This window comes from Streptomyces sp. NPDC047042 (assembly GCF_040644035.1).
GTDB lineage: Bacteria > Actinomycetota > Actinomycetes > Streptomycetales > Streptomycetaceae > Streptomyces.
Map to the genome: position 1 here is coordinate 1 of NZ_JBEYVP010000037.1, position 21,694 is coordinate 21,694.

The 21,694-nt window shown below is 71.0% G+C and carries 26 protein-coding genes; 19 read left to right on the forward strand and 7 right to left on the reverse strand.

The features are described 5' to 3' along the window. Window positions 1-135: 135 nt before the first annotated feature. The gene (locus ABZ855_RS35640) at window positions 136-1,095 is read right to left on the reverse strand and encodes an LLM class F420-dependent oxidoreductase (protein WP_360813992.1); all 960 of its coding nucleotides are present in this window, start codon (window positions 1,093-1,095) and stop codon (window positions 136-138) included. Window positions 1,096-1,328: 233 nt separating this feature from the next. On the opposite strand from ABZ855_RS35640, the gene ABZ855_RS35645 reads away from it, so the two are divergent. From ABZ855_RS35645 to ABZ855_RS35705, 13 genes are all read left to right on the forward strand, one after another. Then, window positions 1,329-2,678: an FAD-dependent oxidoreductase gene (locus ABZ855_RS35645; RefSeq protein ID WP_360813994.1), complete on the forward strand. Its 1,350-nt coding sequence runs from the start codon at window positions 1,329-1,331 to the stop codon at window positions 2,676-2,678. Then, window positions 2,675-4,546: a transketolase gene (locus tag ABZ855_RS35650; RefSeq protein WP_360813996.1), complete on the forward strand. Its 1,872-nt coding sequence runs from the start codon at window positions 2,675-2,677 to the stop codon at window positions 4,544-4,546. The genes ABZ855_RS35645 and ABZ855_RS35650 overlap by 4 nt, the downstream gene beginning before the upstream one ends. Continuing rightward, window positions 4,543-5,466, forward strand: coding sequence for a non-homologous end-joining DNA ligase (ligD, locus tag ABZ855_RS35655; protein WP_360813997.1), 924 nt, complete (start codon window positions 4,543-4,545; stop codon window positions 5,464-5,466). The genes ABZ855_RS35650 and ligD overlap by 4 nt, the downstream gene beginning before the upstream one ends. Window positions 5,467-5,520: 54 nt before the next feature. Then, window positions 5,521-5,826 (forward strand): gas vesicle protein, encoded by a 306-nt coding sequence (locus ABZ855_RS35660; protein WP_360813999.1) that lies wholly within the window; start codon window positions 5,521-5,523, stop codon window positions 5,824-5,826. A gap of 80 nt (window positions 5,827-5,906) precedes the next feature. Continuing rightward, window positions 5,907-6,338 carry a gas vesicle structural protein GvpA gene (locus ABZ855_RS35665; RefSeq protein ID WP_360814001.1) on the forward strand — a complete coding sequence of 144 codons (432 nt, stop codon included), beginning with the start codon at window positions 5,907-5,909 and terminating at the stop codon, window positions 6,336-6,338. A gap of 38 nt (window positions 6,339-6,376) precedes the next feature. Then, the gene (locus tag ABZ855_RS35670) at window positions 6,377-7,183 is read left to right on the forward strand and encodes a GvpL/GvpF family gas vesicle protein (protein ID WP_360814162.1); all 807 of its coding nucleotides are present in this window, start codon (window positions 6,377-6,379) and stop codon (window positions 7,181-7,183) included. After that, window positions 7,174-7,440 (forward strand): gas vesicle protein GvpG, encoded by a 267-nt coding sequence (locus ABZ855_RS35675; RefSeq protein ID WP_360814003.1) that lies wholly within the window; start codon window positions 7,174-7,176, stop codon window positions 7,438-7,440. The genes ABZ855_RS35670 and ABZ855_RS35675 overlap by 10 nt, the downstream gene beginning before the upstream one ends. Continuing rightward, the gene (locus ABZ855_RS35680; protein WP_360814005.1) at window positions 7,437-8,093 is read left to right on the forward strand and encodes a DNA primase; all 657 of its coding nucleotides are present in this window, start codon (window positions 7,437-7,439) and stop codon (window positions 8,091-8,093) included. The genes ABZ855_RS35675 and ABZ855_RS35680 overlap by 4 nt, the downstream gene beginning before the upstream one ends. Beyond that, on the forward strand, window positions 8,090-9,286 hold the full coding sequence (locus ABZ855_RS35685) for an SRPBCC family protein (RefSeq protein WP_360814007.1): 1,197 nt from the start codon (window positions 8,090-8,092) through the stop codon (window positions 9,284-9,286). The genes ABZ855_RS35680 and ABZ855_RS35685 overlap by 4 nt, the downstream gene beginning before the upstream one ends. Then, window positions 9,283-9,612, forward strand: a complete 330-nt coding sequence (locus ABZ855_RS35690; RefSeq protein WP_360814009.1) for a gas vesicle protein — start codon at window positions 9,283-9,285, stop codon at window positions 9,610-9,612. Before ABZ855_RS35685 ends, ABZ855_RS35690 begins: the two co-directional genes overlap by 4 nt. Beyond that, window positions 9,609-10,400: a GvpL/GvpF family gas vesicle protein gene (locus tag ABZ855_RS35695; RefSeq protein WP_360814011.1), complete on the forward strand. Its 792-nt coding sequence runs from the start codon at window positions 9,609-9,611 to the stop codon at window positions 10,398-10,400. Before ABZ855_RS35690 ends, ABZ855_RS35695 begins: the two co-directional genes overlap by 4 nt. After that, entirely contained in the window at window positions 10,397-10,585 is a 189-nt protein-coding gene (locus ABZ855_RS35700) for a gas vesicle protein (RefSeq protein WP_360814013.1), read from the forward strand. The genes ABZ855_RS35695 and ABZ855_RS35700 overlap by 4 nt, the downstream gene beginning before the upstream one ends. Beyond that, window positions 10,582-10,863: a gas vesicle protein K gene (locus ABZ855_RS35705; protein WP_360814015.1), complete on the forward strand. Its 282-nt coding sequence runs from the start codon at window positions 10,582-10,584 to the stop codon at window positions 10,861-10,863. The genes ABZ855_RS35700 and ABZ855_RS35705 overlap by 4 nt, the downstream gene beginning before the upstream one ends. Before the next feature lie 42 nt (window positions 10,864-10,905). On the opposite strand, the gene ABZ855_RS35710 is transcribed toward ABZ855_RS35705, so the two are convergent. From ABZ855_RS35710 to ABZ855_RS35720, 3 genes are all read right to left on the reverse strand, one after another. Further along, window positions 10,906-11,076 carry a hydrophobic protein gene (locus ABZ855_RS35710; RefSeq protein ID WP_360814017.1) on the reverse strand — a complete coding sequence of 57 codons (171 nt, stop codon included), beginning with the start codon at window positions 11,074-11,076 and terminating at the stop codon, window positions 10,906-10,908. Between the two features lie 117 nt (window positions 11,077-11,193). Next, entirely contained in the window at window positions 11,194-12,027 is an 834-nt protein-coding gene (locus tag ABZ855_RS35715; RefSeq protein WP_360814019.1) for a methyltransferase domain-containing protein, read from the reverse strand. 97 nt (window positions 12,028-12,124) lie between these two features. Beyond that, a complete protein-coding gene (locus ABZ855_RS35720) occupies window positions 12,125-13,618 on the reverse strand; it encodes a phosphatase PAP2 family protein (protein WP_360814021.1) in 1,494 nt (497 codons plus the stop codon). 91 nt (window positions 13,619-13,709) lie between these two features. Between ABZ855_RS35720 and ABZ855_RS35725 the strand changes: the two genes are divergently transcribed. From ABZ855_RS35725 to ABZ855_RS35735, 3 genes are all read left to right on the forward strand, one after another. After that, window positions 13,710-14,366, forward strand: a complete 657-nt coding sequence (locus ABZ855_RS35725) for a histidine phosphatase family protein (RefSeq protein ID WP_360814023.1) — start codon at window positions 13,710-13,712, stop codon at window positions 14,364-14,366. A 73-nt stretch (window positions 14,367-14,439) separates the two neighbouring features. Beyond that, on the forward strand, window positions 14,440-16,059 hold the full coding sequence (locus ABZ855_RS35730; protein ID WP_360814025.1) for an ATP-binding cassette domain-containing protein: 1,620 nt from the start codon (window positions 14,440-14,442) through the stop codon (window positions 16,057-16,059). 75 nt (window positions 16,060-16,134) lie between these two features. Further along, the gene (locus ABZ855_RS35735; protein ID WP_360814027.1) at window positions 16,135-16,368 is read left to right on the forward strand and encodes a DUF6158 family protein; all 234 of its coding nucleotides are present in this window, start codon (window positions 16,135-16,137) and stop codon (window positions 16,366-16,368) included. A gap of 198 nt (window positions 16,369-16,566) precedes the next feature. Here ABZ855_RS35735 and ABZ855_RS35740 read toward each other — a convergent pair whose 3' ends face one another. Further along, on the reverse strand, window positions 16,567-17,109 hold the full coding sequence (locus tag ABZ855_RS35740; RefSeq protein ID WP_360814029.1) for a type 1 glutamine amidotransferase domain-containing protein: 543 nt from the start codon (window positions 17,107-17,109) through the stop codon (window positions 16,567-16,569). A 37-nt stretch (window positions 17,110-17,146) separates the two neighbouring features. Beyond that, window positions 17,147-17,533, reverse strand: a complete 387-nt coding sequence (locus ABZ855_RS35745) for a DUF2795 domain-containing protein (RefSeq protein WP_319200906.1) — start codon at window positions 17,531-17,533, stop codon at window positions 17,147-17,149. Window positions 17,534-17,732: 199 nt separating this feature from the next. Between ABZ855_RS35745 and ABZ855_RS35750 the strand changes: the two genes are divergently transcribed. The 3 genes from ABZ855_RS35750 to ABZ855_RS35760 are packed head-to-tail and all read left to right on the forward strand — an operon-like array spanning window position 17,733 to window position 19,611. Next, window positions 17,733-18,350 carry a DsbA family protein gene (locus tag ABZ855_RS35750; RefSeq protein ID WP_360814031.1) on the forward strand — a complete coding sequence of 206 codons (618 nt, stop codon included), beginning with the start codon at window positions 17,733-17,735 and terminating at the stop codon, window positions 18,348-18,350. 41 nt (window positions 18,351-18,391) lie between these two features. Beyond that, window positions 18,392-19,198: an MBL fold metallo-hydrolase gene (locus tag ABZ855_RS35755; RefSeq protein WP_360814033.1), complete on the forward strand. Its 807-nt coding sequence runs from the start codon at window positions 18,392-18,394 to the stop codon at window positions 19,196-19,198. A 2-nt stretch (window positions 19,199-19,200) separates the two neighbouring features. Further along, the gene (locus ABZ855_RS35760) at window positions 19,201-19,611 is read left to right on the forward strand and encodes a nuclear transport factor 2 family protein (protein WP_360814035.1); all 411 of its coding nucleotides are present in this window, start codon (window positions 19,201-19,203) and stop codon (window positions 19,609-19,611) included. A gap of 115 nt (window positions 19,612-19,726) precedes the next feature. Here ABZ855_RS35760 and ABZ855_RS35765 read toward each other — a convergent pair whose 3' ends face one another. Further along, on the reverse strand, window positions 19,727-21,544 hold the full coding sequence (locus ABZ855_RS35765; RefSeq protein WP_360814037.1) for a thiamine pyrophosphate-requiring protein: 1,818 nt from the start codon (window positions 21,542-21,544) through the stop codon (window positions 19,727-19,729). Window positions 21,545-21,694 lie beyond the last annotated feature (150 nt).

The following is a 21,694-nucleotide window of genomic DNA, read 5'->3' on the forward strand; positions in this document are numbered from 1 at the left end:
GAAGGCGCTCGCGGGAATCCGCGTTCTGGATATGACGCATGTGCAGTCGGGTCCGTCGGCGACGCAGTTGCTGGGGTGGCTGGCCGACCAACCGGGTCGGCGGCCCACTCGGGTCTGTCAACTCTGTCAACTCTGTCAACGGCCCGTCAGCTGAGGCAGCACCTTCGTGCGGTAGAAGTCGAAGAAGCCGCGCTGGTCGGGGCCGATCTGGCTGACGTAGATCCGGTCGAAGCCCGCGTCGGCGAACGCGGACAGCTCCGCGACGTGTTCGTCAACGTCCGGGCCGCAGACCGTGTTCTCGCTCACCATCGACTCGGTGACCAGCGGCTCCAGTTGCTCGAAGTGACGCGGTGTGGGGAGGATCTGGCCCATCTCGCCGGGCAGCAGCTGGTTGGACCACAGTTTGTGCACCGTACGGACGGCCTCGTCGCGGTCGGGGCCGAAGCACACCTTCGTACCGCCGCTGACGAGGCCCGAGCCCCCGCCGCCCTTGCGGAACTGGGTGGTGAGGTCCTCGTCGGGGCCCATCGTGATGTAGCCGTCGCCCACGCGGGCGGCGAGCGCGGTCGCCTGGGGGCCGAAGCCGGAGACGTCGATCGGGACGGGCTCGTCGGGGACGGTGTAGAGGCGGGCGTTCTCGACGGTGTAGTGGGGGCCGTGGTGGTCGACCTCCTCGCCGGTGAAGAGACGGCGCATCACCTGGATGGCCTCCTCCAGCATCTCCAGGCGGACGGGCGCGGGCGGCCACCGGTCGCCGAAGATGTGCTCGTTGAGGGCCTCGCCGGAGCCCACGCCGAGTCGGAACCGGCCGTCCGTCTGCACCGCGCTCGTCGCCGCCGCCTGCGCCACCACCGCCGGGTGCATCCGTACGGTCGGGCAGGTCACGGCCGTCTCGATGGGCAGCGACACCGCCTGTGAGAGCGCGCCGATCACCGACCACACGAACGGGCTCTGGCCCTGGGCGTCGTTCCACGGGTGATAGTGGTCCGAGATCCACAGCGCCTGGAAACCGGCCTGTTCCGCCTGCCTCGCCTGCTCGACGAGGTCCGCCGGACCGAACTCCTCGCACGCGAGGAAGTAGCCGTATTCGGGCATGGGGTTGCACCTCCGGAAAAAGAGCGGGTCGGGGTCCGCTCCGGGTACCCAGCGCGCGGCCGGGAAACCGGCGCGGGCACGCCGGGCGGCGGTCGCTGCCGAACCACCCCCGGCCGGACGTTTGGGGGCTCTGACCAGGGGGACGCGGAAAGTTCCGTACGGGCGGCGTCCAGGACGGCGTTCGTACGAGTGACCGAAGGCTCTGCATACGCGACACCGCCGGAGGCGAAAACGTGAGTCGACCCCGCATCCTGATCGTCGGCGCGGGCTTCGCCGGGTACCAGACGGCCCGCACCCTGGCCCGGCTGACCCGCCAGAAGGCCGACATCACCCTGCTGAACCCGACCGACCACTTCCTGTATCTGCCCCTGCTGCCCCAGGTCGCCGCCGGTGTCCTGGAACCGCGCCGGGTCACCGTCTCCCTGCCCCAGGTGCGAACATTTGCCCAGTGCTCCACCCTTCAGGGCGGAGGCGAAGGGCATCCTGTGCGTAGCGGCCCGGGGGAGCACCGCAGCCAGGCTAGAATCGCCCTGTCCGACAACAGAGTTGTCGGACCTACCGCCGGACGGGCGGGAAGTCAGGCCTGCGGAGGCCACGTAAGACCGACCCTCACCGGTCGGCAGAGGCCCGTGAAACAGGAACCCAAGGTGGTACCGCGTAGCGGTGCGGACCGGAATCCCCTGCCCTCGGGCAGGAGAGGGCGTCAAACCGGTACCGAAGTCGCCGCGCACGGGCAGCTGTTCACCGGCGTTCTGGTGGGCAAGCAGCCCCTGCGCGCGGGCATACGGCCACGCTGGATGCTGCTGGACACCGCGCCGCGTGTCCTGCCCCAGCTGGACGAGAAACTGTCGCGCACCGCCGACGTGGTACTGCGCCGGCGGGGCATCGACGTACGCACCGGCACCTCCGTCAAGGAGGCCACCGCCGGTGGAGTCCTGCTGTCCGACGGGGAGTTCGTCGAGTCGCGCACCCTCGTGTGGTGTGTCGGCGTGCGTCCCGATCCGCTGGTCGAGAGCATCGGCAGCCCCCTCGAGCGCGGGCGGCTGATCGTCGACCCGTTCCTCCAAGTGCCGGGCCACCCCGAGGTGTTCGCATGCGGGGACGCCGCCGCCGTGCCCGACCTGAACAAGCCCGGTGAGTTCACCGGGATGACCGCCCAGCACGCCTGGCGGCAGGGCAAGGTCGCGGCCCGCAATGTCGCCGCCTCGCTGGGCGTCGGCTCCCGCCAGGCCTACCGCCACCGTGACCTGGGGTTCGTCGTCGACCTCGGCGGGGTCAAGGCCGCCGCCAACCCGCTGGGCGTGTCGCTGTCCGGGCCCCTGGCCGGCGCGGTCACCCGTGGCTACCACCTCGCGGCGATGCCCGGAAACCGGGTGCGGGTCGCGGCCGACTGGCTGCTGGACGCCGTACTCCCGCGCCAGGGCGTGCAGTTGGGGCTCGTCCGGTCCTGGTCGGTGCCGCTGGACACGGCGTCACCGGAGCTGGCGCGGATGCCGGGCGCGCCCAGGTCACCTGGTCATGACGGGCCGCCGGCACCGCGAAGGACCTCGCAGCAGTCCGCAGCGTCGGAAGGAGAGTCGTGAAAACCGCCGAACCCCTGTACAGCACAGCCGAACTCACCGAGCTGGGACAGCAGTTGCGTGTCGACAGCGTCCGGGCCTCGGACACCGCCGGCTCCGGGCACCCGACCTCGTCGATGTCCGCCGCCGATCTGATGGCCGTACTCATCGGCCGTCACCTGCGCTACGACTTCGACCGGCCGACCCACCCGGGCAACGACCGCTTCGTCCTCTCCAAGGGGCACGCCTCGCCGCTGCTCTACGCCGCCTACAAGGCGGTCGGCGCCATCGACGACGCCGAACTGCTCACCTACCGCACCCTCGGCAGCAGGCTCGAGGGGCATCCGACTCCCCGGCGGCTGCCGTGGGTCGAGACGGCCACCGGGTCGCTCGGCCAGGGGCTGCCGGTGGGCGTCGGGATCGCGCTGGCCGGGAAGCGGCTCGACCGCACCGGGTACCGGGTCTGGGTGCTGTGCGGGGACAGCGAGCTGGCCGAGGGGTCGGTGTGGGAGGCCGCCGAGCACGCCTCGTACGAGCATCTCGACAACCTGGTCGCGATCGTCGACGTCAACCGGCTCGGGCAGCGCGGGCCGACCCGGCACGGACACGATCTGGACGCCTACGCCCGCCGGTTCAAGGCGTTCGGCTGGCACACCATCGAGATCGACGGACACGATGTCGACGCCGTCGACCGTGCCTACAACGAGGCGGAGTCCACCACCGGGCAGCCCGTCGTCATCCTCGCCCGCACCCTCAAGGGCAAGGGCGTGGCGGCCGTCGAGGACCGCGAGGGACTCCACGGCAAACCGCTGAAGGACGCCGACGAGGCCATCGCCGAACTCGGCGGCCCGCGCGACCTGCGCGTCCGCGCACCCGAACCGCGTGCCGCCCGCGCGCTGCACGCCGTACGGGCCGGGCACCTCGAACTGCCCCGCTGGGACAGGGGAGAAGAGGTCGCCACGCGGGACGCCTACGGAAAGGCGCTCGCCGCGCTCGGCAGCGCCCGGGGCGATGTCGTGGCCCTCGACGGCGAGGTCAGCGACTCGACGCGCGCCGAGGCGTTTGCCAAGAAGCACCCCGACCGGTTCTTCGAGTGCTACATCGCCGAACAGCAACTGGTCGCCGCAGCCGTGGGGTTGGCGACGCGGGGCTGGATTCCGTACGCGTCGACGTTCGCCGCCTTCCTGACCCGCGCCCATGACTTCCTGCGGATGGCGGCGGTCAGCGGAGTCTCCGTGAACCTCGTCGGCTCGCACGCGGGTGTCGCGATCGGGCCGGACGGGCCGTCCCAGATGGGCCTGGAAGACCTCGCGATGTTCCGCGGGCTGTACGACTCGACGGTGCTGTATCCGTGCGACGCCCACCAGACCGCGCGGCTCGTCGCCACGATGGCCGGCCTCGACGGCATCGCCTATCTGCGCACCTCGCGCGGCGGGACTCCGGTGCTGTACGGGCCCGACGAGGAGTTCCCGGTCGGCGGCAGCAAGGTGCTGCGCTCCGCCGGGCACGAGGACCGGCTGACGGTGGTCGCGGCGGGCGTGACCGTCCACGAGGCGCTGATCGCCGCCGACGCGCTCGGCGCGCAGGGCATCCCGGTGCGGGTGATCGACCTGTACTCCGTCAAGCCCGTCGACCGGCCCACCCTGCGCCGGGCTGCCGAGGAGACCGGCTGTCTGCTCACCGTCGAGGACCACCGGGAGGAGGGCGGCATCGGGGACGCGGTCCTCGACGCCTTCCTCGACGGACGTCCGCTGCCCCGGCTGGCCCGTCTCGCCGTCCGTACGATGCCCGGCTCGGCGAGCCCCGACGAGCAGCTGCACGCCGCGGGCATCGACGCCGAGGCGATCATGGCGGCCGGCCGGCTGCTCGTGGAGGAGGCGATCGTGCCGTGAGCGACGGCGCCGTACGGCGGATTCGGGCCGGGCGGCGCACCGTCGAGGTCCACCGGCCCGACAAGGTGCTCTTTCCGGGCGGCGACGGCGCCAAGGAGTACACGAAGGCCGATCTGGTCGCCTACTACCGGGCCGTCGCGCCGTTCATGCTGCCCCACCTTCGCGGGCGTCCGCTGATGCTGGAACGGCGTCCGGACGGGATCGACGGCCCCCGTTTCATGCAGAAGAACGTCTCCGACAGCTCCCCGGAGTGGGTCCACCGGGTCGAGGTGCCGAAGGAGGGCGGTACGGTCGTCCACCCCATCTGCGACGACACGGCGACCCTGGTCCACCTCGCCGACCAGGCCTCCGTCACCCTGCACCGGTGGCTCTCGCGCGTCGGCCGCCTCGCATACCCGGACCGGATGGTCTTCGACCTGGATCCGGCCGTGGACGACTTCACCCGGGTGCGGGAAGCCGCCCTGTATCTGGGGGAGTTGCTCGACACGCTGCGGCTGCCTCACGCGCTGATGACCACCGGTTCGCGCGGGCTGCACATCGTCGTTCCACTGAGCGGGCATCAAGGCTTCGACGAGGTACGGGAGTTCGCCAGGCGGGTCGCCGAGGTGCTGGCCGCCGCGCACCCCGACCGGCTGACCACCGCCGCCCGCAAGAAGGAGCGCGGCGAGCGGCTCTACCTCGACGTCCAGCGCAACGCGTACGCGCAGACCGCCGTCGCGCCGTTCTCCGTACGGCCGTTGCCCGGGGCGCCTGTGGCCGTCCCCATCGGCCGGGACCAGTTGGACGACCCGGAACTGACCGCCCGACGCTGGACGATCGCCGACGCGGTCGAGCAGGCCCGCAGTGACCCCTGGGGCGGATTGATGGGGCGTGGACGGGCGTTGGGGCCGGCGCGGCGCAGGCTGGACTCGCCGGCCTGAGCAGGCGGGGGTTTGAGCGGCTCTCTCTGGGCCACCCGCATCCCAGGGAGACTCATGACGAATTCATCGAACACATCATCGAACAAACCCAAGTCGTCCATGGACATCATGCGTGCGGCGCGCGAGCAGCTCGCGGAGCTCACCGGCATGACCGCCGAGACGGTGTCGTCCTTCGAACGGAACGACAGCGGCTGGGCGTTGGAGGTCGAGGTCCTGGAACTCACCAGGGTCCCCGACACCATGAGCCTGCTCGCGACCTACCGGGTGGAACTCGACGAGCAGGGCGAACTCACGGGCTATCGCCGGGTCCGCCGCTACGAACGAGGGCGCGCCGACGCGCGCAGGTCCGAGGGCCGGTGAAGCCGCGGCGCGGCCGGCCGTGAACAGCCGAAGCGCCTCAACAGACGGCGCGTCAACAGACCAAGGAGGGGATGGGCGGTATGACCGTTGTCCCGGCACAGCAGAGCAGTGGGGGAGGCGGCTCCAGCGGCCTCTACGACGTACTCGAACTCGTTCTCGACAGGGGGCTGGTCATCGACGCGTTCGTGCGGGTCTCGCTCGTCGGCATCGAGATCCTGAAGATCGACGTACGGGTCGTCGTGGCCAGCGTCGACACCTATCTCCGGTTCGCCGAGGCGTGCAACCGGCTCGACCTGGAGGCCGGGCCCAAGCGCAGCCCCGGACTGCCCGACCTGGTCGGTGAGATCACCGAGTCCGGCGCGAAGGGCAAGTCCAAGGGGGCGCTGTCCGGCGCCGCCGAGACCATCTCCGACGCCTTCCGCCAGTCCCGCGAGGAGGGTCAGCAGGCCGAACCCAGGCAGCAGCGCACCCGTAAGACCGCGGCCGCGCGCAGGAAGGAGGAGCAGGAGTGACCACGACCAGCGGCACGGAGACGGTGGGCGACACGAGCATCGGTACGTACGTCTACGGCATCACCGCCGCCGATCACCCCGGACTGCCTTCCTTCGCCGAGGAGTTGAGGGGAGTCGGCGACCCGCCGCGAACCGTGCGCGTCCTGACGGCGGGCGCGCTGGCGGCGATCGTCAGCGACGCCCCCGAGAAGCTCCGGCCCAAGCGCAAGGACCTGCTCGCCCACCAGCATGTGCTGGACGAGGCGGGCGGCGCCGGCTGTGTGCTGCCCATGCGGTTCGGCAGCGTGGCACCGGACGACGAGGCGGTGACCGCCGTACTGGCCGAGCGCGCCGAGCACTACCGGGAGCGCCTCGAAGCCCTGGAAGGCAACGTCGAGTACAACGTCAAGGCGAGCCACGAGGAAGAGGCCGTCCTGCACCGCGTGCTGGCGGAGAACTCGGAGATCCGGGCGATGACCGAGGCCAACAGGCAGGCGGGCGGCGGAAGTTACGAGGACAAGGTGCGCCTCGGCGAGCTGGTCGTGGCCGCGGTGAAGGCCAGGGAGGCCGAGGACGCCGTCGAGGTGCGGCAGGCCCTGGAGCCCTCCGCGCTGGCGGTGAGCGTGGGCGGCGAGTCGACCGGCTGGCTGGCCAACGTGTCGTTCCTGGTGGCCCGCGACTCGGCCGAGGTGTTCCTCACGGCGACCGAGCAGCTCCGCAAGGCACGCCCGTACCTCGATGTGCGGGTGCACGGGCCGCTGCCGCCGTACAGCTTCGTCGAGCCGGGCCCGGCAGAGCCCGCGGGCACCACGGCGGGGACCACGACGGGCGACGCCGGGGCGGAGCAGAGCCGCGCATGGGACTGATCTCGGAGGTGCTGCTGCTGCCGTTCGCACCGGTGCGCGGCAGCGCCTGGGTGATCGGGCAGGTGCTGCACGAGGCGGAACGGCTGTACTACGACCCGGCCACCGTGCGCACCGAACTCGCCCAGCTGGAACAGCGGTTGGAGGCGGGCGAGATCGACGACGAGGAGTTCGACCGCCAGGAGGACGAACTCCTCGACCGGCTGGAAATCGGCCTGCGCGGTGGCGTGGGCAACGACAACGGGACGGCACGAGGATGAACCGAGTGGGACTGGGCCTCGCGGTAGGGGCCGGATACGTCCTTGGACGTACGAAGAAACTGAAACTGGCTTTCGCGGTGGGCACGTTGGTGGCCGGCAAGCGGATGCAGCTGAGCCCGCGGGCCCTCGCGGAACTGGTGTCCACGCAACTGCGTGACAACCCGCAGTTCAAGGAGATCGGCGACCAGTTGCGCGTGGACCTGAGGGGCGTCGGCAAGGCGGCCTCGGGCGCGATGGTCGAGCGGCAGGTCGAGGCACTCGCCAACCGGCTGCACGGCCGCACGGCGGAGGTCCGGGACCAGCTGGCGGGCGTCCTGCCGGGCCGCTCGGGCCGCGGGCGCGACGACGAGGACGGCGAGGACGGCGTGTACGAGGAGGAGGCCTCGGACCAGGGGCGCGACGAGGAGGAGTCCGAGGAAGCGCCCGCCGGCAGGAGTGAGAAGAGCGGCGGGAGCGCGAGGCCGGCGAAGAAGGCGACGGCGAAGAAGACGACCGCCACGAAGAAGGCCGCCACGAAGAAGGCCGAGCCCCGCAAGGCGACGGCGTCCGGCCGTCCCGCCGCGCGCAAGACGGCGGCGAAGAAGACCGCCGCGGCCCGGGACGCCGGTCGCGGCACCCGGTCGCGGCTGCCCAAGGGAGGCGGTGACCGATGAGCGACACGCTCAAGTCAGCCACGTCCGCCGGGTCCGGGAAGGGCAACCCGCTCACCGATGTGGCCCGGAGCGAGGCTGCCGACCGGCTGAAGTCGGAAGTGCAGGAGTACCTCGCCGCCCAGGCACAGCGCCTGCTGACCGGAGTCGGCAAGCGGCTCGGTGAGACGACCGTCAAACTCAACGACATCGCGGACGGCAACAGCCCCGGCTTCACCAAGCTGGCCCTCGACGGCGGACGCAAACTCGCCGAGGGCAAGGGCCCCCTGCGCTCCGCCCTGGAGGTCGGCGCCGGACGCGCCAAGGACGGTGTGGTCGGCGCCTTCAAGAACCTGACCGGCGGCAAGGGCAAGCGCAAGGGCGGGGCGGGCAAGAAGCCGACGGTCGTCATCGAGTTCATCGACGTCGGCGTCCCGCTGCGCACCGCCTACGACCAGTGGACCCAGTACCAGGACTTCAGCACCTTCGCGAAGGGCGTGAAGAGCGCGAACCGCGCCGACGACACGACCTCCGACTGGCAGCTCAAGGTCTTCTGGTCCAACCGGAGTTGGAAGGCCCACACCACCGAGCAGGTGCCCGACCACCGGATCTCCTGGACCTCGGAGGGAGCGAAGGGCACGACCAAGGGCGTCGTCACCTTCCATGAACTCGCCCCGAACCTCACCCGGGTCCTGCTCGTCATCGAGTACTACCCCAAGGGCCTGTTCGAGAAGACCGGCAACATCTGGCGCGCCCAGGGCCGCCGCACCCGGCTCGACCTCAAGAACTTCGCCCGTTTCATCACGCTCAAGGGCGAGACGGACGACGGCTGGCGCGGCGAGATCCGCGACGGCGAGGTGGTCCGCAGCCACGAGGACGCCGTCGCGGAGGAAGAGGAGAACGCGAGGGCACAGGCCGAGGGCGAGGAGGGCCACGAGGGCGAGGAAGAGGACGAGGCGGGGTACGACGAGGCGGAGGCGGAGTACGAGGACGCCGACGACGAAGCCGAACCGGCCGAGCCGGAGGGCGACTTCGAGGAGGCGGACGACGAGAAGCCCGAGGAGCCCGAGTACGAGGACGAGCTCGACGGCGACGACGAGGAGGCCGCGTACGAGGACGAACTCGACGACGAGGCCGCCGCCTACGAGGACGAGCCCGAGCCCGAAGGCGCCGAAGAGGAAGCCGAGGCCGACACCCGGACCGGGAGCCGGCGATGACCTCCCCGGCCGGCCGCCTGCCCCAGCCCTACAGCCATGACGGCGGCTCCAACCTCGCCGACATCCTCGAACGGGTGCTGGACAAGGGCGTCGTGATCGCGGGCGACATCCGGATCAACCTGCTCGACATCGAACTGCTCACCATCAAGCTGCGGCTCATCGTCGCCTCCGTCGACAAGGCCAAGGAGATGGGCATCGACTGGTGGGAGGACGACCCGGCGTTGTCCTCCCGTGCCCATCGGGGCGAACTCGCGCGCGAGAACGCCGAGTTGCGTGAACGCCTCGCCGAACTGGAGCGCGGGCGAGCGCCGAGGGAGTCCTCATGACAGGCCTGCGGTATGTGTACGCCGTCTGCGGTCCCTTCGACACGGCGGCCCTGCGGACGCGGTTGACGGGGATCGCCGGCGCCCCGCCCGAACTGCTCGAGCATCGCGGCCTGTTCGCCGTCGTCGGTCCGGTGCCGGAGGAGGACTTCGCCGAGGAGCCGCTCCGGCGCCGTCTGGAGGACCTCGACTGGCTCACCGTGACCGCCAGGGCCCACCAGTCCGTGATCGACGCGCTGACCGCCGTGACGACCCCGCTGCCGCTGCGGCTCGCCACCGTCTTCCGGGACGACGACGGCGTACGGGCGATGATGGAGGAACGCGGGGACGGCTTCCGCCGCGCGCTCGACCGTCTCGACGGGCGAGTGGAGTGGGGCGTGAAGGTGTTTCTCGAAAAGGCCGAGGAGGCCGACGAGGAATCCGTTTCCTCGTCGGCCTCCTCCGCCTCGTCCGCCATCACCGGCCGCGACTATTTGCGGCAACGGCGGCGGCGCGCCAGGATGAACGAGGACAGGTGGCAGCGCGCCGAAATGTTCGCGAGCGAATTGCACCGTGTCCTTTCCGGCCGTGCCGAGGACTGCCGGTTGCACGCGCCGCAGAACTCCGCGCTTTCCGGTGCGACCGGACAGAATGTGCTCAACGCGGCCTATCTGGTGGCGCGCGGGGATTCCGAGGAATTCGTCGAACTGGTCGACCGGACCAAGAGCGACCCGGACGCGGCGACCTCCGGACTCAGGGTCGAACTCACCGGCCCCTGGGCCGTCTACTCCTTCACCGGGGAGGACGCGTGACCGTTGTCGAACGGCGTGAGGTCGCCCTGGTCGACCTGCTCGACCGGCTGCTCGCCGGCGGGGTCGTCATCACCGGGGACATCACCCTGCGCATCGCGGACGTCGACCTCGTACGGATCGACCTGAACGCGCTGATCAGCTCAGTGAACGAAAAAGTGCCCTCGCCCTGGGGAGAGTTGACGTGAGTGCCCGCAACCGTCTCGACCTCGAGCCGGACACCGTCGAACGCGAGCTGGTGAAACTCGTCCTGACGGTGGTCGAGCTGCTCCGGCAGCTCATGGAGCGGCAGGCCGTGCGCCGCTTCGACACGGGGGAGATGAGCGAGGAGCAGGAGGAGCGCGTGGGGCTCACTCTCATGCTCCTCGAGGACCGGATGGCCGAGCTGAGGGAACGCTACGGGCTGCGGCCCGAGGACCTGAATCTGGACCTCGGGCCGCTGGGCCCCCTGCTGCCGAGGGACTGATCACTCACCCACGGCGAATGCCGGCCGATTGGTCGGCGGTACCTACCAGCGGTACCAGCGACCCCTTGATCCGCTCGCGCTCGTGCCCCGCACCAGGAATCCCAGGAGCCAGACGACCAGCACGATGAGCGCGATCCACCAGAGTATTTTCACCGCGAATCCGAAACCGAAGAGAATCAGCGCCAGAAGCAGTACGAGCAGAATGGGAACCATGATGTGAACCTCCTGCCCTCCGGGTTTCCCGAAATCGCCGAATCAGACATCGGCCGCCCGGATCAGCCGGATCAGCCGGACCCGGCCGATTCAGGCGGATCAGCCGGCTCAGGCGACTCAGGTGGCCTTTCGGCAGAGGATCTCCCCGTGCGGGACGGTGAACCAGGCGTCCTTGTGCCCTCCCCACTCCCGCCAGGCCTCGGAGACCGCCCGCAGCTGCTCCGGGGTCGCCAGCCCGCCTTCCGTCGCCCGGTCCGCGTACGCCGACGCGAGCGTCCGGTCCGCCCACAGGCCGCTCCACCACGCGATCTCGTCGGCGTCCGCGAACGTCCAGGTGCTGGAGGTGGCCGTGATGTCCGTGAGCCCTGCCCGCAGCGCCCAGGACTTCAGCCGGCGCCCAGCGTCCGGCTCGCCCCCGTTGGCCCGCGCCACCCGCCGGTACAGGTCCAGCCAGGCGTCCATGCCCTCCGACGCCGGATACCAGGCCATGGCGAGGTAGTCCGACTCGCGGACGGCGATGTAGCCGCCCGGCTTGGTGACCCGGTGCATCTCGCTCAGCGCGCGCACCGGGTCACCCACGTGCTGGAGTACCTGATGGGCGTGGACCACGCAGAACGTGTCGTCCGGGAAGTCCAGGGCGTGGATGTCCGCCTCCCTGAACTCGACGTTCTCCAGGCCCCGTTCGGCGGCCGTGGCCCTGGCCTGCTCCAGGATGCCGGGCGCCCGGTCGACGCCGGTGACATGCCCGTCGGGGACCAGTGCGGCCAGGTCCGCGGTGATCGTGCCCGGGCCGCAGCCGATGTCCAGGATCCGCATGTGCGGTTTCAGTGAACCGAGCAGGTACGCCGCCGAGTTGGCGGCGGTGCGCCAGGTGTGCGAGCGGAGCACCGACTCGTGGTGCCCGTGCGTGTAGACGGCGGTCTCCTGCGGCTGCGACTGCGGCTTGGACATGACCGTGCCCCTTCTCGTCTTGTCGAACGACCCGCTCATCACCGTACGCAGTCATGTCGAATAATGAGACCCGCGTCTTGCGATGTGGACGTTACGGTCAGTTGCGGCCCAGCGGGCGGTAGACCGTCAGCGCCTCCGGGAGCTTTTCGAGGGTCACCCCGCCCGCCACCTCCGTGACTTCGCCGTCGTACGCGAGGAGGGTGCCCGGCGGCACCTCGTCCAGGCGGAGACGGTGGACCAGGACGCCCGCGTGGGCGGGGGAGCGGGTGAGCGGGCCCGCCACGGCCGCCGCCAGGAGACGCAGCGCGGGTCCGCGACCGCCGTGCACCACCCGTACGTCGAGCCGTCCGTCCGCCAGGTCGAGCCGCCGGGCCGGCACCAGGCCCAGCCGGTGATAGGTGCCGTTGCCCGCGAAGAGCAGCCACAACGGGCGCCGCCCGCCCCGGAGTTGGGCCTCCAGGGGGTGACGGTCGGCGCGCAGGACACGTGCCGCCGCGACCACACCGGCCGGCCAGCCGCCGATCCGGGCGGACCAGCGCTCCCGTTCGCGCACCAGCTCCGGATACACGCCCAGGCTGCAGGTGTTGAGGAAGACTCCCTCCTGGTCCCCGGAGCGGAACCGGCCCACGTCCACACGTACCGCCTCGCCCCGCCGCACCGCCCGGCCGACGTCGCGGGCGTCCTCGACGCCCAGGTCGAGTGCGAAGTGGTTGAGCGTGCCGCCGGGCAGCACCGCGAGCGGCCGGCCGTGCCGCAGGGCGACCGAGGCGGCCGTGTTCACCGTGCCGTCGCCGCCGCACACCCCGAGCACCTGGCAGCGGGCCGCCGCCTTCTCCAACTCGTCCGCCAGATCCTCCGGCGCGCACTCCACGATCTCCGCCAGCGGCAGCGCGTCCTCCAGGGCGCGGACCCGGTCCGCGGTGCCCGACGCGGTGTTCGCCACCAGGACCAGACCCTCACCGTCCGGCAGCGCGGGAACCGTCGCGTGCGGCCGGGCCGGGGGCGTGGCCCGGTCGCGGACCGGCACGAGCTGCCGTACGGCGAACGCGGCGCACACGCCGAAGGCCGCGCCCGCGAGCACGTCACTGGGGAAGTGGACACCGGTGTAGACCCGGGACATCGCCACGGAGAAGGCGACCGGCGCCACCACCGCCCCGAGACCCCGCGACTCCAGGGCCACACCGGTCGCGAAGGCGGCGGCCGACGCGGAGTGACCGGAGGGGAACGACGTGGTGATCGGCTGCCGCTTCAGCTGCCTGACCAGCGGTACGGGGTCCAGCACGGGCCGCGGGCGGCGTACCGAGCGCTTGCCGATGGTGTTGATCGTCGCGGAGGCCACGGTGAGCGAGGCGAGACCCCGTACGGCGGCCCGGCGGGCCCGGGGGCTGCCCGTTGCCGCCAGGGCGGCGGCCGTCGCGAACCACAGGACGCCGTGGTTCGCGCTGCGGCTGAGCCTCGGCAGGACGCGTTCGGCGCCCGGCCAGTGCAGGGTGGCGGCGGTCTCGAACAGCCGGAGATCGAGGTTCAGCAGTTTCTCCCGCACGGCATGGCGGCCGGGCAGCGGGACGGTGAGGTCGAAGTCTGCGGTCATGACGCTCTGGGTACCCTGAAGTGAGCCTTCTTGTCTTGTCGAACGGGTCACGGGGCTCGTCGCGACGTCGTCAGGGCGAGAGGAAATCCGTATGCGTCTGCTGCTCATCCGGCACGGTCAGACCCCGTCGAACCTGAAATTCCTGCTGGACACCGCTGTTCCGGGTGCCGCACTGACCGAGCTGGGAGAGCGGCAGGCCGCCGCACTGCCGGAAGCCCTCGCGGGCGAGGACATCGACGCCCTGTACGCCTCCACGCTGATCCGTACGCAGCTGACCGCGGCTCCCCTGGCCGGCGCGCGTGGCCTCGAGGTCCTGGTGCGGGACGGGATCCGTGAGGTCGCCGCCGGGGACCTGGAGATGCGCGGGGACGCCGAGTCCGCGCACACGTACATGACCACCCTGTTCGCATGGGCGGACGGGGACACGCAGCGGCGGATGCCGGGCGGGGAGAACGGCGTCGAGGCGCTCGGCCGGTTCGACGCGGTCGTCGCGGAGGCCGCCGACAGCGGGGCCGGCACCGTCGTCATGGTCAGTCACGGCGCCGTGATCCGGATGTGGGCGGCGGCCCGCGCGGACAACGTCGACGTGCCCTTCGCCGCCGAGCACCGGCTCGACAACACCGGTGTGGTCGTCCTGGAGGGCTCACCGGCGGACGGCTGGAAGGCGGTGTCCTGGGCGGGCGCGGTCGTCGCGGCGGCCGGACCGGGGACGGGCAGCGGACCGGCGGGAGAGGCGCTGCACGGCTGATTCCGGGCGCGGCCCCGGGTGGGGGTTTTATCGGTTTGCCCGGCGTCGTGGTCGGCCCGCAGAATGCGTCCTCATGGGACACCTCGAAGCAGCGCACCTTGAGTACTACCTTCCCGACGGGAGGGCGCTGCTCGGCGATGTGTCGTTCCGGGTGGGCGAAGGGGCCGTCGTGGCCCTCGTGGGCCCCAACGGCGCCGGGAAGACCACCCTGCTGCGGCTGATCTCCGGCGAGCTGAAACCGCACGGCGGGACCGTCAACGTGAGCGGCGGGCTCGGCGTGATGCGCCAGTTCGTGGGCTCCGTACGGGACGAGTCGACCGTACGGGACCTGCTCGTGTCCGTCGCCACGCCCCGGATCCAGGAGGCGGCCAAGGCGGTCGACCTCGCCGAGCACGGCATGCTGACCGTCGACGACGAGGCGGCCCAGCTCCAGTACGCGCAGGCCCTCTCCGACTGGGCCGAGGCGCGTGGCTACGAGGCCGAGACCCTGTGGGACATGTGCACCACGGCCGCGCTCGGGGTGCCGTACGAGAAGGCCCAGTGGCGGCTGGTGCGCACCCTCTCCGGCGGTGAGCAGAAGCGGCTGGTCCTCGAGGCGCTGCTGCGCGGCACGGATGAGGTGCTGCTGCTCGACGAACCCGACAACTATCTCGACGTGCCCGGCAAGCGGTGGCTGGAGGAGCGGCTCGCGGAGACCCGCAAGACCGTCCTCTTCGTGTCCCACGACCGGGAGTTGCTCTCCCGGTCAGCGCAGAAGATCGTGTCCGTCGAACCCGGGCCGGCCGGCGCGGACGCCTGGGTGCACGGCGCCGGGTTCGCGACCTACCACGAGGCGCGGGCCGAACGGTTCGCGCGCTTCGAGGAGTTGCGCCGGCGCTGGGACGAGAAGCACGCCCAGCTGAAGAAGCTGGTGCTGAACCTCCGTCAGGCGGCCTCCATCAGCCATGAGTTGGCGTCCCGCTACGCGGCGGCGCAGACCAGGCTGCGGAAGTTCGAGGAGGCGGGACCGCCGCCCGAGCCGCCGCGCGAGCAGGACATCACCATGCGGCTCAAGGGCGGCCGGACCGGCGTACGGGCCGTCACCTGCAAGGGACTTGAGCTCACCGGGCTGATGAAACCCTTCGACCTGGAGATCTTCTACGGCGAACGGGTCGCCGTCCTCGGCTCCAACGGCTCCGGCAAGTCGCACTTCCTGCGGCTGCTCGCCGGTGACACCGTGAACCACACGGGAGAGTGGAAGCTCGGCGCGCGGGTCGTGCCCGGACACTTCGCCCAGACGCACGCCCATCCCGAGCTGGAGGGCCGTACGCTCCTCGACATCCTGTGGTCCGAGCACTCGCAGGACCGGGGCGCGGCCATGTCCCGGCTGCGCCGCTACGAGCTGACCGCCCAGGCCGAGCAGCGCTTCGACCGGCTCTCCGGGGGCCAGCAGGCGCGTTTCCAGATCCTGCTGCTGGAGCTGGAGGGCGTCACGGCCCTGCTGCTGGACGAGCCGACCGACAACCTCGACCTGGAGTCCGCCGAGGCGCTCCAGGAAGGGCTGGAGGCGTTCGAGGGCACGGTGCTCGCCGTCACCCACGACCGGTGGTTCGCTCGTTCGTTCGATCGCTATCTGGTCTTCGGCAGCGACGGCCGGGTACGTGAGACCCCGGAGCCGGTGTGGGACGAGCGGCGGGTGGAGCGGGCGAGGTAGGCGCTTGGCTTCGGCCGCGCGGCCACGGGTACCCGGCCCGTACCCGAAGGACTGGACGACGACTGGGGTGCCACCATGAACGGAGTCGACCCGGGCCGGCTGGACGACCAGCAGCTGATGAAGGAGCTGGAGACGATCCACCGCACCCGTCACGACACGCTGCTGCACGGATCGAACGACGCGCTGCGCGCCCACAACGGCCGTATGGCGCAGCTGGAGGGCGAGTACCTGCGCCGTCATCCGCGCCGTCCGGTCGCCGCGGGCCGTACCCGCGAGGGCGCCCGGGACCGGGACTGCGCGCAGGAGTGAGCACAGGAATACAGGTGTGAGCGCAGGAACAGGCGTCGGGGCCGCTGCCGGAGCACGGGGGCTCCCGCAGCGGCGCCGGCCGCGACGGTGAAGCTCAGCGGGGCACCGGGGGTCGATTCCCAAGCCGGTGGGCCGCGACCGCCGCGGCGGAGGCCCGGCTGTTCCGGGCCGTCGGCTCGACGCCGTCGGGCGGGCCGTTCAGCCGGCCTTCTTGCCGAACTCGGACACGAGCGCCTCGCAGAACGCCTTGAGGTCGTCCGGTTTGCGGCTGGTGATCAGGATGCTCGGTCCGTGGTCGCAGATCCGTACCTGCTCGTCGACCCATTCACCGCCCGCGTTGCGGATGTCGGTGCGCAGGCTCGGCCAGGAGGTGAGCACCCGGCCGCGGACGACGTCCGCCTCCACGAGCGTCCAGGGCGCGTGGCAGATCGCGGCGACCGGACGGCCCTGGTCGAAGAAGGCCCGGACGAACGCGACGGCGTTCTCGTCGACGCGCAGGAAGTCCGGGTTGGCCACCCCGCCGGGCAGGACGAGCCCGTCGAAGGAATCGGCGGCCGCCTCGCCCACCACCTCGTCGACGGGGAACGTGTCGCCCTTGTCGAGATGGTTGAAGGCTTGAATTTTCCCCTGCTCGGTGGAGACGAGCACGGGTTCGCCGCCCGCGTCGGCCACCGCCTGCCAGGGCTCGGTGAGTTCGATCTGTTCGACGCCCTCGGGGGCGGTCAGAAACGCGATACGCATGGCTTCCTCGGTGTCCTTTCTGCCGATGGGGGACTGACTAGGTGCTGCGCGAGCCGCCCACGACCGCCACGGCGAGTTCCTGCACGGAGGCGTAACGCGCGTTCCTCGGCAGCCTCTCCAGGGGTTCGACCAGGGTGTCCGGGGCGTTGCCGTGGCGCAGCAGGCCGCGCAGTTCGCGCGGGCCGGCCGGGAAGGACGTACGGGTCAGATAGCGGGCCAGTTCGAAGCGCACCGTCTCGAGGGCGGCGGGGGAGCGCCCCGGCGCCACCGGGCCGCCCGCGATCCGCGGATCGTCCTCGGCGGCGGGCTCCGGATCGTGCCACTCCTCGGTACGGGTCGGATGGCCGGACCTCAGCAGGCCCTGGACCTCGTGTTTCATCTCGTCGTCGCGATGGGCGCTGACGCGGCCGCTTCCTCGTTGCATGAAGGCCTCCAGACTTCGGGGGTGCCCGCCGCGTACCCGACGATCCGCCGCCGACACACGTCTGCGGCGGATCGTCGGCGGGGCATGTCTCTTGTGGTCCGGATCACAGGAGTCGGGAAATATCTGATGAGTCAGCTACTGTTTGGTCAGGTGAATCGCTCGCCGTAAGGCGCGGGCACCCACTCTGCCGAGGTCCCTGATGAAGCTCGTCTATGTGTTCGACGCCTATTGCGGCTGGTCCCACGGATTCTCCGCGACCCTGCACGAGGTCGTCGCCCGCCATCCCGGGCTGCCCGTCGAGGTGGTCTCCGGCGGTCTGTTCACCGGGTCGCGCCGGGTGCCGATCCGGGAGTTCGGGTACGTGCAGGGCGCCAACGCCAAGATCGCCGAGCTGACCGGCGCCGAGTTCGGCGCGGCGTACGAGGAACTGATCGCGGACGGTTCGTTCGTGATGGACTCCGCGGCCGCCGCCCGGGGTGTCGCGGCTCTGCGGCAGGCGGCCCCCGACCGCGCGGTGGAGCTCGCCACGGCCCTCCAGCACGCCTTCTACGTCGACGGGCAGAGCCTGTCGGAGACGGCCACCTACCGGCAGCTCGCCAAGGCGGCCGGCCTGGACGCCGACGCCGTGGCCGCCGCGTTCGAAGGCCCCGAGGCGCCCGCGGCGGCGGCTGACGACTTCCGGCGCGCGGCCGAACTTGGCGTCACCGGCTTCCCCACGCTGCTGGCCGTCGACGGGGACTCCGTCACCCCGCTGGCGTACGGCCATGGCACCGCCGACGAGATCGACGAGCGGTTCGCCGCCCTTCGCACCCCCTGAACTTCATCCCCCTCACCCTCCCTCTCCTCAAGGAGTCTTCGATGAGCGCCCTCTCCTTCAAGGTCCTGGACCTGGACTTCCCGGCCGGCAGCAAGAACAAGACGGCGACCCTGGTCACCGGTGAGAACGAGGCGCTGCTGGTGGACGCCGCGTTCACCCGGGCCGACGGCCACCGACTGGCCGCCGAGATCCTCGACTCGGGAAAGACCCTGACCACGGTCTTCGTCAGCCACGCCGACCCCGACTTCTACTTCGGCGCCGAAGTGATCGCGGACGCCTTCCCCGACGCGGTGTTCGTGGCGACGCCGCTGGTCATCGAGCACATCCACGACTCCTACGAGGGCAAGCTCAAGGCCTGGGCCGCGCTGGGAGCCAACCTTCCCACCCGTCTGGTCGACCTCACGCCGCTCACCGGTGACCTGACCCTGGAGGGCCACCGCTTCGAGCTGAAGGGCGGCCCGGCCGCGCTGCCCGACCGCCACTACCTGTGGCAGGCAGAGACCCGCTCCCTCCTCGGCGGCGTCCTGCTCTTCCAGCAGGAGCACGTGTGGGTCGCCGACACCCCCACCCCCGGTGACCGCGCCGCCTGGATCGACCTCCTCGACGAGATGGCCGACCTCGCCCCGCAGCTGGTCGTGCCGGGCCACCGCCTGCCGGGTACGGCTGCGGACGCCTCCGCCATCACCGCCACCCGGGACTACCTGGTCGCCTTCGAGGAGGAGCTCGGGCGGGCCGCCGACGGAGCCGCGCTGACCGAGGCACTGGTCAAGCGCTATCCCGACAACGGCATGCTGATCGCCGCGCAGATCGGCGCGAAGGTGGCCAAGGGCGAGATGAAGTGGGGCTGACCATGACCGAGTTCGCGACCTCCACCGCCCCCGCCGACGTCGTACGCCGTCAGTACCTGGCCTCCGCGGCCGGTGACCTGGACGCCCTGCGGGCCACCCTCGCCCCCGACGTGGAGTGGACCGAGATGGCCGGCTTCCCGCTGGCCGGCACCTACCGCACCCCCGAGGGTGTCACCTCGAACGTGATGGAACAGCTCGGCAAGGACTGGGAGGGCTGGGCCGCACACGACGACACCTACGTCGTGGACGGCGAGAACGTGGTGGTCCTGGCCCGCTACACCGCCGTGAACAAGGCCACGGGCAAGGCGATCGACGTCCGGGTGGCCCACCACTTCGTCGTACGCGGCGGACTCATCGTCCGCTTCGAACAGTTCGTCGACACCGCTCTCGTGCGCGAGGCGATGACCGCCTAGCGGCCTGCTGAACCAAGCGATCGAGACCGATCGAGAATTATCCGGACCATGAGCGTCGCGGGCGTCCTCGCCCGCGACGCTCATGGCGTTCGTGGCGGTTGTGGCGTTCGGAGCATCACCGTTTGACGCGCTTCGCGCTCCTGCGTTCCCGGCCCGGCAGGAACTCCTGGACCTTCGCCTTGAAGCCCTGGCGGACCATCGCGCCCCGGTCGGCGTCGCCCTTCAGGATGGACGCGGCCGTGGCCTCCAGCTGCTCCCAGGTCGCGTGCGGGGGCACCGGCGGGACGGCGGGGTCGGTGCGGAACTCGATCACCGCCGGGCCGTCGGCCTCCAGACCCGCGCGCCAGCCCGCCTCGACGTCCTCGGGGCGCTCCACACGTACCCCGGTCAGGCCCAGGGAACGCGCGAAGTCCGCGTACGGGATGTCCGGCAGCTCCTGCGAGGGGAGGAAGGAGGGGGCACCTCCCATCGCGCGCAGCTCCCACGTCACCTGGTTGAGATCCCGGTTGTTCCACACGCCCACCACCAGGCGCGGGTCCTCCCACTGGTCGCGGTACTTCGCCGCGGTGATCATCTCCGCCAGGCCGTTCATCTGCATCGCCCCGTCACCGACCAGCGCGATCGCCGGCCGGTCCGGATGGGCGAACTTCGCACCGATCGCGTACGGGACTCCGCAGCCCATCGTCGCCAGGGTCCCGGAGAGCGAGGACCGCATGCCGGTCCGCATCGTCAGATGCCGGGCGTACCAGTTCGCCGTCGATCCCGAGTCGGAGGTGACGATCGCGTTGTCCGGCAGGAGCGGATCCAGCACCCGCGCCACGTACTCGGGGTTGATCGGGTCGGCCGACTGCGCGGCCCGCCGGTCCAGGACATCCCGCCACCGCGCCACGTTCGCGCACACCGTGTCGTACCACTCACGGCCCCGGTCCGCCGTGTCCAGCAGCGGGATCAGCCGCTCGAGGGTCGCCCTGGCGTCACCGACGAGGTTCACCTCGTACGGGTAGCGCATCCCCACCATGTGCGGGTCGATGTCGATCTGGACGGCCCGCGCGTGGCCGTAGTCCGGCAGGAACTGGGAGTACGGGAAGGAGGAACCGATCGTCAGCAGGGTGTCGCAGTCGCGCATCAACTCGTACGAGGGGCGCGTGCCGAGCAGGCCGATCGAGCCGGTGACGTACGGGAGTTCGTCGCTCAGCGCGTCCTTGCCGAGGAGGGCCTTGGCGACGCCCGCGCCGAGGAGTTCGGCGATCCGCTCGACCTCGGCCTGCGCGCCTGCCGCGCCCTGGCCGATGAGAATCGCCGTCTTGTCACCGGAGTTGAGGATCTCGGCGGCCCGTTCCAGGGACTCCTGGGAGGGGATCGCCGTCCACGCGCTGCGGTCCAGGCTGGACGGCACCATCTTGAACTCGTGTGTGGGCGCGGAGTATTCGAGCTCCTGGACGTCGCCGGGGATGATGACCGCGGTGGGCGCGCGACGCGCGTACGCGGTACGGATCGCCCGGTCCAGGACGTTCGGCAACTGCTCGGGGACGGTGACCGTCTCCACGAAGTCCGAGGCGACGTCCTTGAACAGCGAGTGCAGATCGACCTCCTGCTGGTACGACCCGCCCATCGCCGTGCGGTGCGTCTGGCCGACGATCGCCAGCACCGGTACGTGGTCCAGCTTGGCGTCGTACAGGCCGTTCAGGAGGTGGATCGCGCCGGGGCCCGAGGTGGCCGCGCACACTCCGAGTCGGCCGCTGAACTTGGCGTAGCCGACCGCCTGGAACGCGGACATCTCCTCGTGCCGGGACTGGATGAAGCGGGGCCGGTTCTCGGCCCGGCCCCAGGCGGCGAGCAGACCGTTGATGCCGTCGCCGGGATAGCCGAAGACGTCCTCGACACCCCACTCGCGCAGCCGCTGCAGGACATGGTCGGCAACCTTGGTGCTCATGAGAAACCCCTGGGAGAGGAGGCGTGCGGGTCGTACCGGCCGAGTCACCAGAAGGCCCGGCGAAAAACCTGTTTGGCGCGCATGGCGCGGGGCAGCCGCAACAACAGTGCTTCGGACAGGAGGCACGTCCGTGGGAGCGGTGCATCGCCG

Excerpts from the sequence above, each read along its gene's own strand:
- ABZ855_RS35640 (WP_360813992.1), bottom strand. The coding sequence starts at position 1,095 with ATGCCCGAATACGGCTACTTCCTCGCGTGCGAGGAGTTCGGTCCGGCG.
- ABZ855_RS35660 (WP_360813999.1), top strand. The coding sequence starts at position 5,521 with ATGACGAATTCATCGAACACATCATCGAACAAACCCAAGTCGTCCATG.
- ABZ855_RS35665 (WP_360814001.1), top strand. The coding sequence starts at position 5,907 with ATGACCGTTGTCCCGGCACAGCAGAGCAGTGGGGGAGGCGGCTCCAGC.
- ABZ855_RS35675 (WP_360814003.1), top strand. The coding sequence starts at position 7,174 with ATGGGACTGATCTCGGAGGTGCTGCTGCTGCCGTTCGCACCGGTGCGC.
- ABZ855_RS35680 (WP_360814005.1), top strand. The coding sequence starts at position 7,437 with ATGAACCGAGTGGGACTGGGCCTCGCGGTAGGGGCCGGATACGTCCTT.
- ABZ855_RS35685 (WP_360814007.1), top strand. The coding sequence starts at position 8,090 with ATGAGCGACACGCTCAAGTCAGCCACGTCCGCCGGGTCCGGGAAGGGC.
- ABZ855_RS35690 (WP_360814009.1), top strand. The coding sequence starts at position 9,283 with ATGACCTCCCCGGCCGGCCGCCTGCCCCAGCCCTACAGCCATGACGGC.
- ABZ855_RS35695 (WP_360814011.1), top strand. The coding sequence starts at position 9,609 with ATGACAGGCCTGCGGTATGTGTACGCCGTCTGCGGTCCCTTCGACACG.
- ABZ855_RS35710 (WP_360814017.1), bottom strand. The coding sequence starts at position 11,076 with ATGGTTCCCATTCTGCTCGTACTGCTTCTGGCGCTGATTCTCTTCGGT.
- ABZ855_RS35715 (WP_360814019.1), bottom strand. The coding sequence starts at position 12,027 with ATGTCCAAGCCGCAGTCGCAGCCGCAGGAGACCGCCGTCTACACGCAC.
- ABZ855_RS35720 (WP_360814021.1), bottom strand. The coding sequence starts at position 13,618 with ATGACCGCAGACTTCGACCTCACCGTCCCGCTGCCCGGCCGCCATGCC.
- ABZ855_RS35725 (WP_360814023.1), top strand. The coding sequence starts at position 13,710 with ATGCGTCTGCTGCTCATCCGGCACGGTCAGACCCCGTCGAACCTGAAA.
- ABZ855_RS35730 (WP_360814025.1), top strand. The coding sequence starts at position 14,440 with ATGGGACACCTCGAAGCAGCGCACCTTGAGTACTACCTTCCCGACGGG.
- ABZ855_RS35735 (WP_360814027.1), top strand. The coding sequence starts at position 16,135 with ATGAACGGAGTCGACCCGGGCCGGCTGGACGACCAGCAGCTGATGAAG.
- ABZ855_RS35740 (WP_360814029.1), bottom strand. The coding sequence starts at position 17,109 with ATGCGTATCGCGTTTCTGACCGCCCCCGAGGGCGTCGAACAGATCGAA.
- ABZ855_RS35745 (WP_319200906.1), bottom strand. The coding sequence starts at position 17,533 with ATGCAACGAGGAAGCGGCCGCGTCAGCGCCCATCGCGACGACGAGATG.
- ABZ855_RS35750 (WP_360814031.1), top strand. The coding sequence starts at position 17,733 with ATGAAGCTCGTCTATGTGTTCGACGCCTATTGCGGCTGGTCCCACGGA.
- ABZ855_RS35755 (WP_360814033.1), top strand. The coding sequence starts at position 18,392 with ATGAGCGCCCTCTCCTTCAAGGTCCTGGACCTGGACTTCCCGGCCGGC.
- ABZ855_RS35760 (WP_360814035.1), top strand. The coding sequence starts at position 19,201 with ATGACCGAGTTCGCGACCTCCACCGCCCCCGCCGACGTCGTACGCCGT.
- ABZ855_RS35765 (WP_360814037.1), bottom strand. The coding sequence starts at position 21,544 with ATGAGCACCAAGGTTGCCGACCATGTCCTGCAGCGGCTGCGCGAGTGG.